The 16,213-nt window shown below is 45.5% G+C and carries 17 protein-coding genes; 11 read left to right on the top strand and 6 right to left on the bottom strand.

Annotated features, from left to right (window positions below; genetic code table 11):
- Positions 1-139 precede the first annotated feature (139 nt).
- The 5 genes from BCV73_RS13500 (at position 140) to BCV73_RS13480 (ending at position 4,429) form a co-directional block, all read left to right on the top strand.
- Entirely contained in the window at positions 140-976 is an 837-nt protein-coding gene (locus tag BCV73_RS13500; RefSeq protein ID WP_089547501.1) for a phytanoyl-CoA dioxygenase family protein, read from the top strand.
- Between the two features lie 364 nt (positions 977-1,340).
- Entirely contained in the window at positions 1,341-2,531 is a 1,191-nt protein-coding gene (locus BCV73_RS13490; RefSeq protein ID WP_089547499.1) for a winged helix-turn-helix domain-containing protein, read from the top strand.
- On the top strand, positions 2,528-3,016 hold the full coding sequence (locus BCV73_RS13485) for a GNAT family N-acetyltransferase (RefSeq protein ID WP_089547498.1): 489 nt from the start codon (positions 2,528-2,530) through the stop codon (positions 3,014-3,016). The genes BCV73_RS13490 and BCV73_RS13485 overlap by 4 nt, the downstream gene beginning before the upstream one ends.
- A gap of 40 nt (positions 3,017-3,056) precedes the next feature.
- The gene (locus BCV73_RS35425) at positions 3,057-3,209 is read left to right on the top strand and encodes a hypothetical protein (RefSeq protein ID WP_218828139.1); all 153 of its coding nucleotides are present in this window, start codon (positions 3,057-3,059) and stop codon (positions 3,207-3,209) included.
- Between the two features lie 125 nt (positions 3,210-3,334).
- Positions 3,335-4,429 (top strand): L-dopachrome tautomerase-related protein, encoded by a 1,095-nt coding sequence (locus BCV73_RS13480; RefSeq protein ID WP_089547497.1) that lies wholly within the window; start codon positions 3,335-3,337, stop codon positions 4,427-4,429.
- Between the two features lie 271 nt (positions 4,430-4,700).
- Here the strand turns inward: BCV73_RS13480 and BCV73_RS13475 are convergent, their stop codons facing one another.
- Together BCV73_RS13475 and BCV73_RS13470 are read right to left on the bottom strand one after the other, a co-directional pair.
- Positions 4,701-5,435 (bottom strand): DUF4241 domain-containing protein, encoded by a 735-nt coding sequence (locus tag BCV73_RS13475; protein WP_179231993.1) that lies wholly within the window; start codon positions 5,433-5,435, stop codon positions 4,701-4,703.
- A gap of 131 nt (positions 5,436-5,566) precedes the next feature.
- Entirely contained in the window at positions 5,567-6,973 is a 1,407-nt protein-coding gene (locus tag BCV73_RS13470; RefSeq protein ID WP_089547495.1) for an MFS transporter, read from the bottom strand.
- 191 nt (positions 6,974-7,164) lie between these two features.
- Between BCV73_RS13470 and BCV73_RS13465 the strand changes: the two genes are divergently transcribed.
- Positions 7,165-7,833 carry a TetR/AcrR family transcriptional regulator gene (locus BCV73_RS13465; RefSeq protein ID WP_481855792.1) on the top strand — a complete coding sequence of 223 codons (669 nt, stop codon included), beginning with the start codon at positions 7,165-7,167 and terminating at the stop codon, positions 7,831-7,833.
- Between the two features lie 240 nt (positions 7,834-8,073).
- On the opposite strand, the gene BCV73_RS13460 is transcribed toward BCV73_RS13465, so the two are convergent.
- Positions 8,074-8,826, bottom strand: a complete 753-nt coding sequence (locus BCV73_RS13460; RefSeq protein WP_089550240.1) for an SDR family oxidoreductase — start codon at positions 8,824-8,826, stop codon at positions 8,074-8,076.
- 164 nt (positions 8,827-8,990) lie between these two features.
- Between BCV73_RS13460 and BCV73_RS13455 the strand changes: the two genes are divergently transcribed.
- Positions 8,991-9,890: an AraC family transcriptional regulator gene (locus tag BCV73_RS13455; protein ID WP_179231992.1), complete on the top strand. Its 900-nt coding sequence runs from the start codon at positions 8,991-8,993 to the stop codon at positions 9,888-9,890.
- Positions 9,891-9,961: 71 nt separating this feature from the next.
- Here the strand turns inward: BCV73_RS13455 and BCV73_RS13450 are convergent, their stop codons facing one another.
- Positions 9,962-11,356 carry an MFS transporter gene (locus BCV73_RS13450; RefSeq protein WP_089547494.1) on the bottom strand — a complete coding sequence of 465 codons (1,395 nt, stop codon included), beginning with the start codon at positions 11,354-11,356 and terminating at the stop codon, positions 9,962-9,964.
- Positions 11,357-11,472: 116 nt separating this feature from the next.
- Here BCV73_RS13450 and BCV73_RS13445 point away from each other — a divergent pair, with 116 nt between their 5' ends.
- The 3 genes from BCV73_RS13445 to BCV73_RS13435 all read left to right on the top strand — a co-directional run bounded on the left by BCV73_RS13445 (position 11,473) and on the right by BCV73_RS13435 (position 13,990).
- The gene (locus BCV73_RS13445) at positions 11,473-12,360 is read left to right on the top strand and encodes a LysR family transcriptional regulator (RefSeq protein ID WP_089547493.1); all 888 of its coding nucleotides are present in this window, start codon (positions 11,473-11,475) and stop codon (positions 12,358-12,360) included.
- Between the two features lie 172 nt (positions 12,361-12,532).
- A complete protein-coding gene (locus BCV73_RS13440; RefSeq protein WP_089547492.1) occupies positions 12,533-13,489 on the top strand; it encodes a sigma-70 family RNA polymerase sigma factor in 957 nt (318 codons plus the stop codon).
- Positions 13,490-13,564: 75 nt separating this feature from the next.
- Positions 13,565-13,990, top strand: a complete 426-nt coding sequence (locus BCV73_RS13435; protein WP_089547491.1) for an SRPBCC family protein — start codon at positions 13,565-13,567, stop codon at positions 13,988-13,990.
- Positions 13,991-14,070: 80 nt separating this feature from the next.
- Here the strand turns inward: BCV73_RS13435 and BCV73_RS13430 are convergent, their stop codons facing one another.
- Positions 14,071-14,487, bottom strand: coding sequence for a VOC family protein (locus tag BCV73_RS13430; protein ID WP_089547490.1), 417 nt, complete (start codon positions 14,485-14,487; stop codon positions 14,071-14,073).
- Between the two features lie 98 nt (positions 14,488-14,585).
- Positions 14,586-15,137 (bottom strand): TetR/AcrR family transcriptional regulator, encoded by a 552-nt coding sequence (locus BCV73_RS13425; protein ID WP_089547489.1) that lies wholly within the window; start codon positions 15,135-15,137, stop codon positions 14,586-14,588.
- A gap of 148 nt (positions 15,138-15,285) precedes the next feature.
- On the opposite strand from BCV73_RS13425, the gene BCV73_RS13420 reads away from it, so the two are divergent.
- Positions 15,286-16,212, top strand: coding sequence for a ketopantoate reductase family protein (locus BCV73_RS13420; protein WP_089547488.1), 927 nt, complete (start codon positions 15,286-15,288; stop codon positions 16,210-16,212).
- Position 16,213 lies beyond the last annotated feature (1 nt).

Here is a 16,213-nt window from a genome sequence, read left to right as displayed (position 1 = left end):
CCGTCTGAAGCTTAAACTTGCAAATACCCAAAAAGATGATGGATTTCGGAAAATACAATAATGAGCACACCATCTATGATAAACCTATAGGAAGGCGTTTACATCCATCATTATAAAACGGGCGGGAGCGTGAGGTAAGTTGCTGAATGCAAATCAATTGGCCGAATTCGAGAAAAACGGTTTTGTGAAGGGCGGCATTGTCTTAAACGACGAGGAAGTGGAGCGACTGCGAGAAGAGCTTGATTTAGTCATGGAAGGGAAGTCGGTGAATAAACCGGTACTGACCCGAAACATGCTCGCGGAAAGCAGCGATTCTCTTCATGAGGGGATGAAAATGACGGTCAGTGAGAAAGTGGTGCAAATCGTCAACATTTGGATGGCCAGCGACGCTTTTTTTCAGCACGCCGCTCACCCAGTCATTTGTGAGGAGATCGCCCAGCTGTGCGGCACCGATACGCTGCGGATATGGCATGATCAAATCCAATACAAACCACCTGTCTCCGGCGGTCCGACACTCTGGCACCAGGACCACCCGCTTTGGCCGATCATTCAGCCCGCGGACTTGGTCAGCGCTTGGGTCGCGCTCGACGATGCGGTCATCGAGAACGGCTGCATGTGGATGGTGCCCGGCAGTCATAAGTGGGGGAATCATCAACACGATTTGGCGAACACACCCGATTTCATGCCTTACCATCGTCAGCCGGAGCTGCTGCCGAAGGAAGCAAGAGTGGAAGCGGTTCCGTTTGAAATCAAGAAGGGGCAGGTTGGCTACCACCATTGCCTCACTTGGCACGGAAGCCCCCACAACCGTTCGGAGCGCAAACGGCGGGCAATCGCCGTTCACTACATGCCGGGACATACCCGTTACGAACCAGACGGCAGCCATCCGATGCTGTCATATGTCACGGTTAACAAAGGGGACATTCTGATGGGCGATCATTTCCCAGTCGTCTATTCATCAGCCGCCAACAGATGATGAAGGATTGGTGATAGAGGTTGAAGGGGCACTCGAAATCGGGTGCCCCTTTTCCTTGGAAGATCCGATCTGGCGAGGGTTATTTTTCAATCCTTATTGTTTTTATTCTCTAGATAATGGTAAAATATATAAGAACGTGTGTTTGTTTTTTGCGTTTTCCACAGATAGGGGGAATAGGCGTGGTTGGAATCGTTGAAAAAGAGCCATTTTCGATATTAGGGAACCGGATTGCAGACGAAGTTCCCGAATGGACTCTGCCATTATGGCAAGAAGTAAATCATGACTATATTGAGATAAGCAACCTCGCCATCCGTCATCTTGTGCACTCGGCTCCCGAATGTTTCGTTAAGGAGTCGATGCGTTCATGATCGAATTGACAAACCGCCAGGCAAGACAATTTCTGTTATTGAAGCACGGGCTCTTAGGTGAATATCAATTTGCTGGAAAAGAGGGAGTATTGGAGTTTGTGCGGCAGGTCGGCTGTATTCAATACGATCCCATCGATGTTTGCGGAAAAAACGCCGAATTGGTGCTGCAGTCGCGAATCAAAGGATTCACCAAGAACATGCTCGACGAGCTGCTGTATAAAGATAGATACCTGATCGATTATCCTGACAAGAATCTGGCTATTATGCCTCTTGAGGACTGGCCGTATTTTGAGCGGTACAGGCAGGCCGCCCGACAACATGCCAAGCGCTACCCCGGAATGGAAGAGTTGACTGAGCAAGTGCGGGTTCACATCCACAATCACGGTGCGTTAAGCTCGGATGATCTACAATTGGATGGGAATTTCTCGTGGCAATCTGCCATCCACTGGAGCAGCGGAAACAATACGTCCCGGTCGGTGCTGGAACAGATGTACTCGACAGGCGAGTTGATTATCCATCACAAAAAAGGAACACGTAAATATTACGATATTGCCGAGAAATACATACCGCCAAATCTGTTGAATGCGCCGGAGCCGCTGATGGCCGAGATTGATCATCACAAGTGGCGGGTACTGCGCCGGATCGGTGCTGTTGGCCTGTTATGGAATCGGGCATCCGATGCTTGGCTGAACATATGGGGATTGAAAGCGGTGCAGCGTAACGAGGTTTTCCGGCAGTTGTTGGACGAAGCTCGTATTGTTGCTATTGCCGTAGAGCAATTGAAGGATACGCTGTACTGCCGCGCAGAGGACTTGCCGCTAATTGAAGCCGTCCTGCAAAATCCGGAACCGAAATTTCGCTGCGAGCTGATTGCCCCGCTGGACAATTTGATTTGGGACAGAAAGCTGATCAGCGAATTGTTTGGCTTCGATTACACCTGGGAGATTTACACGCCCGCAATCAAACGGAAATTCGGTTATTATGTGCTGCCTCTATTATACGGAGAAAGCCTAATCGGACGAGCCGAAATCATCGCGGAGCGAAAAACCGGAACACTCGTTGTTAAAAACATATGGTACGAGAACGGCATACAGCCAATAAAGCAGTTGCGAACAGCAATGAACCATTGTTTTCAACATTTCGCATTGTTCAACGGATGCGGGACGATTAGTGAGGTGGAAATATGAATAACGAAGTGATATTGCGAGACGTGAATAAAGATGACTTGCCGATCTTTTTTGAGCAGCAATTGGACAAGACTGCCAACCATATGGCTGCCTTTACTGCCAAAGATCCAACGGACAAGATCGCCTTTATGTCTCACTGGCACAAGATATTAGACGACGATCGGATTATAAAAAAGACCGTGCTTTTTAACGATCAAGTTGTGGGGCATGTATCGAGTTTTGAACAGTTCGGTGAACCAGAAGTCAGCTACTGGATCGCACGAGAGTATTGGGGAAGAGGTATTGCAACTAGATCTCTTTCTCAACTTCTTGACTATATAAACATTCGTCCCTTATTTGCTCGTGCAGCAAAAGATAATACAGCTTCTATTCGGGTATTGGAAAAATGCGGATTTAAGATTTGTGGTGAAGACAAGGGGTTTTCCAATGCACGCGCTGAGGAAGTCGAAGAATATGTTTTAAAGCTGCCTATTAAGACAGAGTAGCAATCTCAATATTTCCCAGCTAACGGAATACGTTAGCACAATGAACATTGAAGGCAGCCGCCCCCAAAAGCCGGCTGTCTTTTTCCCTAACTTACAGAAAGATAGAACATGTCTGTTGCCATTAAAATTAACAGCATTTGCAAAAAAATACAGATTTGAATTAGCCTTTGCAACAGTTGAAAAAAGTGGCTGAAGTTGAACAAAACAAGCAAACCCACAGTATCCATCACGATAGATCAATTTAACAAGAAACAGGCACTACATCAAATTTTCATCATATATAGGTGATATCCGTTTAGATTTGATGAGGAGGATATCATGCAACCTAAGTTACCTATGGAAAAGTATTTTGGGCAGTTTGAGGTAGTGCATGCTTTTTATGGGACTATGCCTACTGGTGTCAGCGTTTCGGAAACCGGTCGTATTTTTGTATGCTTTCCGAAATGGGGAGACGATGTCCAATTTACTGTGGCGGAAATTGTAAAGGGTGAGTTGCAGCCTTATCCCAATTTAGAAACCAATTTGGTTAAAACTACGAATATTACGATGTCTTTCGTCAGTGTCCAAAGCATCGTTGCTGACGGAAGAGGAACACTTTGGGTATTGGATACAGGGGCACCAAATTTTTCTGAACCTATTCAAGGGGGAGCAAAATTAGTTGCTGTTGATTTAAGCACGAACACAATAAGGAGAGTATATACCTTTACTGAAGATGTTGTTTTGCCAACAACTTATCTGAATGACGTCCGTTTGGATTTTCGGGTAGGCAGAGCAGGCTATGCATATATAACGGATTCTTCTTCCAGAGGGCCAGGGGCTATTATCGTCGTGGATTTAGACAATGGAAACGCGTTTAGACGATTAAATGGGGCAGTATCAACTTCACCTGATTCTCATTTTTTACCAAAAGTAGAGGGTAGAATTTTGATGAATCGAAACCCGGACGGTTCAACTTCCCCTTTTAGAATGGCTTCCGATAGTTTAGCGATTTCTGTTGATGGTAAGGTTTTATTTTATGCTCCGTTAACCAGCCGTCATCTGTTCTCGATCTCAACAGAAGCCCTAAGAGACAGAAGGATACAGGACATGAATTTATCTCAATATGTGCAGTATTGGGGAGAAAAAGGTGCGTCTGATGGAATGATCACCGGCTCAAAAGGAACTGTTTATGCAGGAGACTATGAAAATAATAGCATCCGGAAAATCTTACCGAATGGCGCAATGGAAACCATCGCACATGATCCGAGAATTTTATGGCCGGATACTTTTTCGATTGGCCCCGATCAATACTTATATGTCATTGTGAATCAATTACATCGGCAGGCGAGATTTCATTATGGGAGAGACCTGCGGGAAAAACCATATAGTTTACTTCGGTTCAGAATTGATGAATACCCTGCTCCTACCTTTTAATATCATCGTAAAAGAGCAAAAGACTGATTTTATTCACAGCATATCCTCATTGTAAATACCAGTGTATGTGAGGAGTAAGGAGGTCTGGTACATATGTAACAAGCAGGGGTAATCCTCTGCATTCACTGTAGTGATGAATATATCGAGGCTCCTCATCCGGAATTTTTGGTGTTGTGGCCTCAGCGAAGCTTACGTACAGCAGGTAGCAAGAGGAAGATTCGGTATGACAAGAAGGAGAACGCCTATGACGGCCGTTCTCCTTTGAACTGACTTACATATATGCCAATTGAATGTCAATAAACTGAACGACGATTTGGCAAATTTCACCTGCTTGATCGTATCCCCAATAAACCGGATAAGCGCCATCGCCAAATCCGGATTGGAACATGGGGATATGGTACTCGGTATCAGGGATTTTCCAGTTTAGCCAATCGCCACCACTGCGTTGATACTGTGGATTTTCGCGATAACTCTTGGCAAACAGGGCTGCAAAATAATCATCGTAAAGATTGCCATCAGGATGTTCTTGATGCCACCGACTAGCAAAGTCGCAAAAAGCTTGGTGCGCCTGCTTATCGCAAATACATGCCAGACCGGCATCTACATTGAAGCCAAAAAACTCTCCGTCCCCCATCCCTGAAATATCTTCATGTCCAATCAGAGCTTCCTCGAACCGGACGGCAGGAACATCGGAAAATCGCAGACGAACGGCGGCATAACGGGCACAGTCACCATCCTCGTCCGGCTTCACCACACAGGCTTCGGCTGAGTACGTTCCAACGGACGCCGTTTGGAAATAAGGCTGCTCCTTTATACTCCCCAAATAACATAGCGGGTCGCGGACAAGAATTTGGCCGGTAGGAATGGAGGTGGGACCAAAATCTATAACTGCCAGCTGCTTGCCTGCTATTTCAGGCAAAATAAAATAATCATTCAAATCTACAGGGCATTTCAATTTGTGACGCTGCTGCTCCCAATGGGACAGCCATTCACTTGTTGGGATCATGGGCATTTACCTCCTGATATAGGCTTGTAAAAGTAGGGCGTTTTGAGGGTATTGAAGTTACATGCATTAACACCAAAGTGGCATCCTCCCTATGTTAGAACAGCAACTCGACTTGAATCAACTGCACTTTGCTAGGATGAAGATGAAGATGAAGATGAAGATGACGATGTGGCTTTTGGGGCTATTCGTCTTAGGTACAAAAAGGCACACAAATTGGATATAGCCGCCATCACGGCAAGCCCCCAGAATAGGTTGGCATACGTCTGGCTAGGCGGAAGATGCTTTTGCCATTCCATTGCACTGGACATCACCGCAATGCTGAATGCGCCGCCGATAAACTGCATCAGTTGGAACAATCCCGTTCCTGAACCCATCTGAGAAGAGGGGAGTATACACGAAATTTCGTTAGATACGCTGCTGCTAATGATAGCAAAGCCTAAATTCATCAGCATGTACACAAAAACATTGGCCACCCAAAAGTGGGTGCCCAGTCCTGCGAATAATACGGCCGCCAATAATACGAGCATAGGAGTCGTACGCAGCATTCTGCTGCTTCCCCGCTCGTCGATCATCGCCCCGACCCTTCTTGATAGCAATGTAGACAAAATAGCACCTGGAAAAATAACAAATCCGGCATGACTTGCACTCAAACCAAAATGTTTCAATAGCATTTGCGGTAGCAAAAAAAGCGTTGCAAAGTTGCATAAATAGGCTAAGACTCCGATGAAAGCAAGCATTAGATAGGTTCTGTTAGCTAGTAATGACGGCAGCACAAACGGATGCTTCGCTCGGCGGATATGCAGAGTAAAGACGATTATCCCTGAAATTCCGATCAACAAGGCAACGGGATGATAGTTGGTGAAAAATAGCAGGAGACCTGCTGTACCTGCACTCAGTGTCACTGCCCCCATTACATCGAAAGACCGTTTGGACATCGACTCTTTTGGAATCAAACACATCAGCAGCGGGGCAATGCACAACAGCGAGGATGTAATGGCAAAAAGATATTTCCATCCGAGATATTGCACCACAAAGCCGCCAATGACCGGGCCAAGTCCAAAACCCAGTGACACGGAGGACATGATGAACGTCATCGATTTCCCTCTGCGTACCTGAGGTATGTAACGGGCTAGGAGCACTATGGACAGGGAGAGTGCCGCCCCGGCCCCGGCAGCTTGCACGATGCGGGCAGTTAGCAGCACCCAGAAATGGTTACTCAGCATCGCCCCAACCGAGGCGCCTCCCGTCAAAACCAGACTAATGCCGAACAATCGGTTAAGCGGAACCAAATCAGACAACCGGCTGTAGGTGATCGAGGAGATGGCGAACATGATAGAATAGCCGGTGACGGTCAATGAAACGATAGATGAAGGCAGGTTGTAATCATGGCTTAAATCGCTTAATGCCAAATTAAACATGGCCGTATTCATTGTGACTAACACAACAGTAATGCAAAGCAACGTAATAATAAAGCCTTCACGGGGAAGCAAGAGAACTTCATTTTTCTCGGTCTTCGTATTGTGGAGAGCATCCTCCATGAGATTTCCTTCTTTCCTTCTTATATTGTGAGAGGTTACATATCTAGCGATCTAATGCCTACTTCTACTCATTGAACACTCCTCCTAAAAAGTTTCTTTATTCCAAACCCAGCGCTATTTCATTTTGGAATGGCTTGCTGTACAATAAAAGAGACCAAACGGTATCTTTTATATTATCAGGATTCTAGTAAATGACAAGGCCAGAATTGTATAATTTATTTAAAACCATTGAAATAAAAGAGGTTCATACGGAGGAGCACATGAAAAAAGGGGATCGAACACGGGAATTTATCATTATGAAATCGGCTGAAATTTTTAACCAGAGAGGATATGCCGGCACATCGCTAAACGATATTATTGCCGACACAGGAATTAAGAAGGGGGGCATCTATCGACATTTTGCCAGTAAAGACGAAATCGCGCTGGAAGCTTACAATTATGCTGCCGGCATGGTCAACAGAAAATTTTCTGAGGCGATCGACCAAGAGCAGTCTGCTTCAGGAAAGTTAATGGCTTTTTTTCGTGTCTATGAGGACGTTGTAAACAATCCACCATTTATCGGCGGATGTCCTATGCAGAATACAGCTGTAGAAAGTGACGATACGCATTCAGAGCTTTGTGGTCGGGCAAGACAAGGTTTGCATACGTTCTTGGATATGATGAAAAGTATCATTCGTGACGGCATTCAAGCTGGGGAGTTTAGAGAGAATCTGGATGTGGATGCGCTAGCATCATTTGCATTTTCCTTGTTGGAGGGAGGGATTTTGCTGAGCAAGCTGGATGGAGATAACAAACACATGCTAATGAATACAAAAATCTTCTCGTCCTATCTGCAGCAGTGCTGCTTAAAGACATATTAATCTGGTGTCTGGCACATCGCATTTTGAACCGGCTGCTGTTTTGGGAAAGAAGAATTGTTAAATAAGCTGTTATAAAGAAGGGCGTACCTAAACCGCAACGCAGTGCAGTGGTACGTCCTTTTACTGGTAGCTGAAAACCTGATTCAAGTATGTGCCTTAAAACTACTCCTTACTTTTGAGCAATTTTAAGGTAACGATAAATGGTGGCTTTTGATGTTTTTAGTCAGCATGATCCGTCTCCTATCCTTGCGCTGTGGGGCGGACCACGATTTCACTGACATCCACGTCATGGGGCTGCTCAATTGCGAACGCAATAGCTTTGGCGATAGAGTAGGGGGATAACCCGATATTCTGATAAGCTTCGAGCTTGGCTTTCATCTCTGGGTCCCTTATAGCGTCCAGAGCATCCGATTGCATGGAGCCAGGTGTGTTTGTGAATCCGGGTGAAACAATCGTTACGCGAAGCTTATCGCCGGCCTCTTGACGCAGACCTTCTGAGATCGCACGAACGGCAAGCTTTGTCCCTGCATAAACCGACATATTAGGCAAAATCCGATAAGCTGCCGTGGAAGCAATGTTAATAAAATGTCCTGAGCCCTGATTCCGAAAAGTGGGTAGTGCCGCTGCTATCCCATATAGAACTCCTTTAACATTGATGTCGATCATGTCTTCCCACTCCTGGACCCGCAGATCGTCAAAGGGAGACATGGGCATGAAACCCGCATTATTAATAAGAACATCAAGCTTGCCGAATTTCTCGCTTGCCAATTGGACAAGGTTTGAAAGGTCTTCGGACCGCTTCACGTCAGTAACGAGATAAGCTGCCTTACCGCCAGACTTCTCAATCCGGTCAGCTATAGCTTCCAGCTGATCCGATCGCCGCGCGCCAAGCACAACTCGGGCTCCTCTCTCGGCAAGCAGCATTGCAGTTGCTTCACCGATCCCGCCGCTTGCGCCTGTTATTACAATGACTTTATCTTGTATTCCGGACACACTCACCACTTCTTTCTTCTATATTAAATGTCTCTTACACATTTCATTTTAAGAAAAGTGGGTGTTCAACCGGTAGATCATTCATGCCCGTTCCTTGCCTAATCCCGCCAGAGAAGTATAATGGGTTTAACTGATTTTTGAACAAAAGAGGTTGGTGCATAAACTTGAAAGAGCTCATTTCCGAGTTAGTCCAGTACATGGATCGTCTTACACCGATGGATGGCGTACACAGCATGGCAATTCCTGAGCTTTATTTCAGACGTCAATCTCAGCAGTCAGGGCCAGTGTACAGCAACAGCCATCCTTCCCTTTACATCGTTGTCCAAGGTTCTAAAACGGTGGAATTAGCCGAGGAAAGATATAATGTGGACCCAGGTAGCTATTTGGTCTCTCCGGTACATCTGCCTGTGATCGGACAAATTACTGAAGCATCGCCAAGCCATCCGTACCTAAGTTTACAACTGACCTTCGATCCGGATCTTCTTCTCGATATATCGAAAACATCCAGTCCATCGAAGAAGATGACGACTGAACGAGGAATCCTGCTCAATTCGTCAACCTCGGACTTGCTCAAAGCGGTTTTACGCCTTGTAGAACTTCTGGATACCCCCTCTGATATTGAGATGCTGGCTCCCTTGATCGTTAAGGAAATATTTTATAGGGTCCTTCAAGGCGAGAAGGGAGAGCTGCTGAAGCAATTTGCCGTGATCGGAAGCTATGCTCAATGTATATCCGAAGCCATACAATGGATCAGAAATCATTATTCTGAGCCTCTAATCATTGAAGAGCTGGCTAAGACGGTCAAGATGAGTCCGAGGAGCTTGCATAGACATTTCAAGAAAGTAACGGCCATGAGTCCGCTTCAATATCAAAAGATCATTCGCTTGCAAACAGCAAGACGACTACTGCTTACGGAAAACCTGGATGCAGCTAACGCAGGATTCCGTGTTGGATATGAAAGTCCTTCACAATTTAACCGAGAGTACGCCCGGTTATTTGGACGTTCCCCGATAAGGGATATTCAAGACTTGCGTGAATTTTCCTTCAAGAACATACACACTTAACAGCCGCATTGATGCGGCTTTTTTTTAGTTTCTGTTCAAGTAACGAAGGGTAAGCTACATCTGTCAGATAACTAGGACTCATGCAGCTGCCCGGACTCCTTGTGACGCCAAAATACGAATACCAAGGACAATGCAATTAACGTGAGGATAATCCCAAGTACTCGAAATCCCTCGTAGCTGAAGTTATCTCCCATTACGCTGCTAATGAGTAATGAAGAGAGAATGGTTCCCAGGTATCTTGAGGTATTAAATATTCCAGATGCTACACCTATAATTTCTTTTGGTGAACTTTGGAATAAGGCCGCTTGCATAGCGACACTGTTTAACCCGTTGCTAATACCGAATGCAGCTAAAGCCACACACACACTGATAACCGGTGAAGTCTGATCCAGTGTCATGATCACGATCCATACGGACCCAAATGTCATCAGCACTCCGGACATAAGCAGTGCTGGTCGAGGTCCTGATTTATCGATCCATCGTCCTGCCATCGGAGAAGCAACGAGCGAGCACAAGCCTAAGCTTAGCATGAGCATCCCGGTATGGAACTCGCTGACATGACGTACGATTTGCAAGTAGGAAGGAAGTCCGAAAAAGAGAGAGTAAAAAAGCAAGTTAACGACCATGAATTCGACATTGACCCAAGTCATTGCAGGATATTTAGCGAATGTGAGTAAAGGAATAAAGGGTGCTTTCGCTTTTAACTCATGTCGCACGAAAGCTGCCAGTCCAACGAAGCCAATCAGCCCGACAATAACGTTACTAAATGAAATTTGACCAGATGATTTTGCGGACAATAATCCAACGAGCAGAGCAACCAGACCCACAGTGAATAGCAGAACTCCTGGCGCATCAATCAAATCAGACCATCTGCGAAAGGACATGTTGCGAGCAACGGATGTCATAGACGGAACATCATTAGGAATATGCCTCCAAGCTAATAAAAAGCTTGTCACTATGAAGGGGATATTAACCAAAAAGATAGCAGGCCAGCCCCACCAGTGAATGATGACCCCGCCAATAAAGGGGCCAATCGCTGCCGCTCCGGATAGGAATATGGACAAGACTGACAGTGCAGTCGCTTGTTTCTCCCTAATATGAATTCGCACAATGGCCATTCCAACCGCAACCATCATGCTTGTTCCGATGGATTGCACAATGCGGAACACGATGAGCCAACCAAAGTTTGGGGACAGTGGTGCTAATAATGATGCAACGAAGGATACAACAAGCCCGGTAAGAAATATCCTCCTCCTACCGAATAAATCGCTGGCTTTTCCCATGATAGGTTGAGCGATAGCACTCGCAATGTAGAAAGAAAAAATGATCCAGGATACCACTGTAAAGTCGAGTTGGAACACATGTTGTAGCCTTGGGATGGCAACTGAAATCATTGAAGAATTTAATGGGTTCAATAGAATCCCTAGTCCAACGGAGATCATCAACCACCTATTGCGAATACTCATTTTTATCCCACCGATCTGTATGTTAGTGTCATCATCGTACTTGAAATCATTTATTTATTCCAACGCATTTTATGTTATGATTTCATTGACTCAAAGGAATGAAAGGAGAGTGTGAAATGGAACTTCTTCAACTGAAATATTTTCTCGAGGTAGCTCGTTTGGAACATATGACTGAAGCAGCACGAAGTCTGCATGTCACTCAATCGTCACTAAGCAAAACGATTGGGCGCTTGGAGGAGGATTTGGGGGTCCCGTTATTCGATCGAATAGGGAGGAAACTGCGATTGAATGAGTTTGGAAGCAGATTCTATCGCCGTGCTGAAAGGGCGTTGTTTGAATTGGAACAGGGGAAACAGGAGATTAGCGATGTGTCCAGACAAGAAGATGGCACACTCGAATTGGCGGTGACCACCGCAAGCACATTGCCTCAGATCCTTCGAGAGTTTCGGAACAAGCGTCCCGATATCCAATTTCATGTGCAAATGCTCACCACGCAGGAAATGGTTACGCTTCTTCATAGAGGAGAGGTTGATTTTTGCTTGTCCTCACCTCCTATAAAAGGGGAAGACATTGAATGTCAAATCATGTTCATCGACCCGATTCTTGTAGCTGTTCCCAAAGGGCATCGGCTTGCTAACCGAAACAGCATATCTCTGACTGAGCTAAGGGATGAATGTTTTGTTGGTGTAAAAAGAGGCTACGGTACACGAGATCTGGTGGATTCTATATGCAAATCGGTTGGATTTGTACCTACATATGTGTATGAGGGTGACGAACCTGCAAGGCTAAGTTCTTTAGTAGAAGCGGGAATTGGCATAGCCTTTATACCAAGTACGGCAAGGTATTCTGGGGAACATATCAAATATCTCAAAGTAGAGAATCATGAATTGGTACGGGAGATAGCTTTGTTATGGCACAGGAGTCGGTACATTTCGCGGGCTGCTCTCGAATTCCGTGAGGTAGTTGTGGAATATTTCGGGACGTTATCCAAACAGACAAATTAATTATCCTTCATAAAACCCAGAGAAGCAGTTCACCATCATGTTTGTCTGCTTTTGTTGAACTAGCGGGCAGGTTAGATTAACAAAGAATGCCCAGAAACGTTGATGAATTAGATCGCTTCATTGCATATAATGAAGGTATTGCCCTTCGGGGAGATCGTTAAGGGAGGACACGATGAACGAGAAGGTATTTGACGAATCATTATTTGCAAGCTTGAAGCCGGGCTTAACCTCGTTCTGTTACCGAATGCTAGGCTCCATGGACGATGCGGATGATGCTGTTCAGGAGACGAGTATTCGGGTCTGGCAGAGCTGGAGCACGTTCAGACAGGATTCTTCGTTCAAAACTTGGGTTTATCGGATTGCCTCCAACCTGTGCTTGGACAAGCTGAGACAATCCAAACGGCGCGCGCTTCCCGTTGACCTGTTCGACCCGGCCGTCACCATCGTCGAACCGCGCGACACGCTGCCGGACTCTGCCTGGATCTGGCCGTCTCCCGACTTTGGGGGCAATCCGGAGGATCGGCTCGTCCGCAGAGATACCCTTCAACTGTGCTTCATCGCTCTCCTGCAAACCTTGCCTCCGCGGCAACGTGCGGTACTCATTTTGAAGGATGTATTTGAATGGTCCTCCAAGCAGATCGCGGAAACGTTGGCGATGTCACCGGCAGCGGTGAACAGCGCCTTGCAGAGAGCCCGAGAAACGATGGACCGGGCGCAGCTTCGCTCGGATGAGCTCAGCAGCATGGACGTTCAACCGGAGCAGGAGCTGCTGTCACGGTATGTGGAGGCCTTCGAGCAATTCGATATTGCTGCGCTCGTCGCGCTGTTCCACGAGGAAGGCTGCATGTCGATGCCGCCCTTCGAGATGTGGATCCACGGCAAGGAAGATTTGTCCGCCTTCTATTCGCTTACTCGCTGGCATTGCGAAGGTTCGCGTTTTGTGCCCATTACGGTGAATGGCGGTTATCCGGCGTTGGCCCAGTATATGCCGGACAAAGAGGGCTTTGGCCTGGTACCCTGGGGCTTCCATGTCATCGAAACCAAGGAAAATCAAATCCTGCACGTCCAAAACTTCATCAATACAAAATTATTTTCGCGATTTGGGCTGCCTGAGCGACTCGACCGATGAATTTCGTATTTAGCATTCGTCTATATTATTGAGACTAACCAAACAACGAATATCATGAGAGAGGTGTCCAATCCAATGGAAACGAATCAACCAACGAAAGTAACTGTACAAACCGTCATTAAAGCCCCCGTCGAGAAAGTATGGCGCTATTGGTCCGAGCCGGAGCACATCACGAAATGGAATCAAGCGTCCGAGGACTGGCATGCGCCGAGAGCGGAAAACGATCTGCGGGTTGGCGGCAAGTTTTCGACGCGGATGGAAGCGAAGGATGGCAGCATGGGCTTTGATTTTGGCGGCGTCTACGATGTTGTGAATCGGCATGAGGCGATCGGCTACACCATGGAAGACGGAAGAAGAGTGGATATTGCTTTCGTTGATCAAGGGAATGAGATGAAGGTCATCGAAACGTTCGACGCGGAAAGCTCCAATCCCGTCGAGTTCCAGCAAGCAGGCTGGCAAGCGATCATGGACAATTTCAAAGCCTATACCGAACAAAACTAATCATCGCGAAGAAGACGCCGGGGAAGATGCCCGGCGTCTTTTCTTTTTAAACCCTGGTATGAGCATGCTCCCCGTCAGCCTTAACCTTGTGCCGCATCCATGTTCATGTAGTTAATGGCCCACAGATGGCCGTCCAAGTCTACAAAGCCCCAATGATACATGATCCCATGATCTTCAGGTTCAGCGTGCAATTTCCCGCCCAAGGAGACCGCGGTATTCACGATTTCATCGACCTTTTCCCGGCTCTCGAAGGCGAGTGCGATCGTCATCTGCGCATACTTGCTCGTATCGACGGTTTCCCTCTCCGTGAGCGTAGTAAAGAATGCTTGATTGATCAGCATGACCTGCAGGTTGTCGCCGATGATGATGGCTACCGAGTTATCATTCTCGGGAAATTGCGGATTGAGCTCGAATCCGAGACCGTTGAAGAACGCTTTCGATTGTTCTACGTTTTTTACAGGCAGGTTGAAGCTCGTGAATGCGGACATTAATGCCATTTTCAAAACACCTCTTCATCAAATTGGTTTGTGTTCGTTTACGCCTTCGTTTATATAGACGACAGCCGATCCGGGAATTCATCGGTCTGAAATCAGACTCATTCTTTAAAATAGGGCGTAATCCCGCTTGAATATAAGTTCTCCACTAGCTTGAAAAATTGTTCTGACGATAAATCCTTTTGACGCTGGATCCAGAGACGAAATAAAGAAAGGGAAGTTGTCAGGTAAAACTCAGTGAAATATGGCGTTAAGGAATGGTTTTGCGGAACGTTTAATTCTAATTGTCCCAAAGTGATTTCTTCTTTTAAGCGTTTTATAAAACGGGCGCTTCCATAATCTCCTAAAAGGGCATTAAGAACCAGGAGATGTTCTCTTTTGTCCAGACAATAGAGCGTATCTTGAAACGTATGCAACGATAGCTCTTTATTCGCCAATTCTTTTTTCATGTCATTCAATAAGTCATTCTCAACAGAGTCTAACAATTCGTAAATGTCAGTAAAGTATTGATAAAAGGTGCTGCGGTTATATCCTGACTTATTCGCAATTTCCTGAACCGAAATTTTCTCAATCGGCTTTTGGCTATATAACTCACAAAAAACTTCTATAAACGTTTGTTTTGTTTTCTCCGTTATTTGCGGTTGCTTTTTCATGTTACCCTCCTACTAGCCAATAAAAATATCATCCGACAAATTCTAAAATACTGATGGTTGATCAAGGAATAATATAGATTTATGATCACATCATACAACACGTTGTCTGATTGTCCAAAGGAAATGTTAATAAATAGGGGTGGTTTTCATGTCAGCAAAACAAGACCGAATTTTAATTTTTGGTGCAGGTGTCATCGGGAGCATATACGCAATGAAGCTTATTGAAGCAGGGTTTGATGTTACGCTGTTTGCCCATTCTAAAAGATTTAAATCGTTAAGCGAAAATGGCCTGCAGTATAAAGAAAAAGGTTCAGTTAAATCGATACAAGTGAAGGTCATTGATACGCTCGAAAATGACGATATTTACGATTTTATTTTCGTCACCGTTCGTTATGACCGGTCTGAATCAGCGTTGTTAGCGCTAAAAGATAATCAAAGCAAACATATCGTTACGATGACTAGTAATTCAATTGGGTTTTCTTCGTGGCTGGATATCGTAGGGAATCGACTTCTACCTGCTTTTCCCGGCTTCGGGGGACAGATGAAAGATGGAGTATTGCACGCTCGATTTCTACCAAAGATGATAGCGGCAACTGCATTTGGAGAAGTGAATGGTGAAGTGACAGAACGCATCGAAAAACTCGCAAAATTATTTAAAACAGCAAAGCTTCCCTACGTTATTAAAAAGGATATGCAAGCGTATCTCATCACACATTCCGTTTCCGACATTGCCATGTTGAGCGTTTTGCATTCTGAAGATAAAATAACTGACAAAAATACAGTCAGAACCAGAAAGACGGCACGCCAAATAACAGTCACTTTAAAAGCGTATCTAAGGGCCATACAAAAAGCTGGCGTTTCAATAGATCCACCCATGCTTAAAAGGGTGCTTAAATTTCCAAACTTATTTTTGGATTTGTTCTTTATGACATGGCTACGAACTAAAATGGTTCGCGATATGATGTTACCGGATTATGCGAATAGTGCTAACAATGAGATCGTGCAGCTGAGTCATGATTTAATGAAATTTTTAAGTCAACAGGATATCAAATCGGCTGCGCATTTATCTGAATAGA

The organism is Paenibacillus sp. SSG-1 (assembly GCF_002224835.1).
Classification (GTDB): Bacteria; Bacillota; Bacilli; order Paenibacillales; family Paenibacillaceae; genus Paenibacillus_AQ; species Paenibacillus_AQ favisporus.
Note: the sequence above shows the minus strand (reverse complement) of the source record. Positions and strands in the feature narration are given on the sequence as shown.